Annotated in this window: 1 protein-coding gene; it reads left to right on the top strand. The window is 61.6% G+C overall.

All coding sequences use genetic code 11. The annotated features are described in order from the left end of the window. Nucleotides 1–1,374, top strand: a 1,374-nt coding sequence (locus CK222_RS31380) for a PAS domain-containing protein (protein WP_176477821.1), incomplete at both ends; no start/stop codon positions are given.

Genomic DNA, 1,374 nt, shown 5'->3' with positions numbered 1-1,374 from the left:
TGCCGCAACCTCTTGATCTATATGGGGCCGGAGCTGCAGGAGAAGATCATCCCGATCTTCCATTATGCGTTGCGCAATAACGGCTATCTCTTCCTCGGCTCGTCCGAGAACGTTACGCGCCATGCGCGCCTGTTCTCGACCATCGACAAGGCGACCCGCATCTTCCAGAAGCGCAGTGAGGTCGCCGCGCAACGCCTGCCGGAATTCCCACTTGCCGCCGCCGCCAGGCAGGCTGTTCCCAGCACGCGCCCGCGGGCAACGACAGGAACCCTGCAAGAAGTTGCAGAACGCTTCCTGGTCGAGCGCTATGCTCCGGCCTACGTGGTCATCAACGCCGCCGGCGAATTGATGCACAGCTCGGGCGGGACAGGCAAATATCTGGAACTTGCCGCCGGCGCGCCCGACCACAACGTCTTCTCCATGGCCCGTCGCGGGCTGCGCATGGATCTGCGCGCTGCCCTTCACAAGGCAGTCAGCACCGGACAGATGGCGGTGCAGAACAATATCAGCATCGGCACCAATGGCGGACGCCAGACGATCAGCCTCGCCGTGCAGCCGCTGCCGGTCGACGGCAATTCGGATCCGCTCTACATGCTGGTCTTCCGCGATATCGGCGGGATAAAGGCGGAGGCAGAGGACGAGCCCGTCCACACGACCGACGATGTCGAAAGCGCCAATGTCAGTCAGCTCGAAAAGGAGCTGCGGGAAACCAGGGAACGGCTGCAGATCACGACGGAGGAGCTAGAATCCTCCAACGAGGAGTTGAAATCCTCCAACGAAGAACTGTCCTCTATCAACGAGGAGCTGCAATCGTCCAACGAGGAGTTGGAGACCTCCAAGGAGGAGCTGCAATCGATCAACGAGGAACTGCAGACCGTCAATGCCGAGCTCAACATCCGCGTCGACGAGCTCAGCCGCGCCAACAACGACATGTCCAACCTGCTCGAAAGCACGCAGATCGCGACCGTGTTCCTCGATCGCGACCTTTGTATCAAGAGCTTCACGCCGACGGCACGCGACCTGTTCAGGCTGGTCGAAAGCGATGTCGGCCGGCCGCTCGCGCATGTGCGGCCGCGCTTTGCCGCGGACCGGCTGCAGGCAGACATGGAGCAGGTGCTGCAGCGGCTGGGCACGATAGAAAGGCAGGTGGAAGGCACCGAAAGCGGCAAGCGCTACATCATGCGCGTGATGCCCTACCGCACCGTCGACAATGTCATCGCCGGCGTCGTCGTCACCTTCGTCGACATTACCCAGATCGCGCAGGCGGAGGAAAAGATCGGCGCGCTGTCGCACGACTTGCGCAACCGCCTCGAAAGCCTGGAGACTGTTCTGGATCTTGTGCCTGTCGGCATCTTGATCGCCGAAGACGACGAC

The sequence above is a fragment of the Mesorhizobium sp. WSM3866 genome (genome assembly GCF_002294795.1).
Lineage (GTDB): Bacteria > Pseudomonadota > Alphaproteobacteria > Rhizobiales > Rhizobiaceae > Mesorhizobium.
Note: the sequence above shows the minus strand (reverse complement) of the source record. Positions and strands in the feature narration are given on the sequence as shown.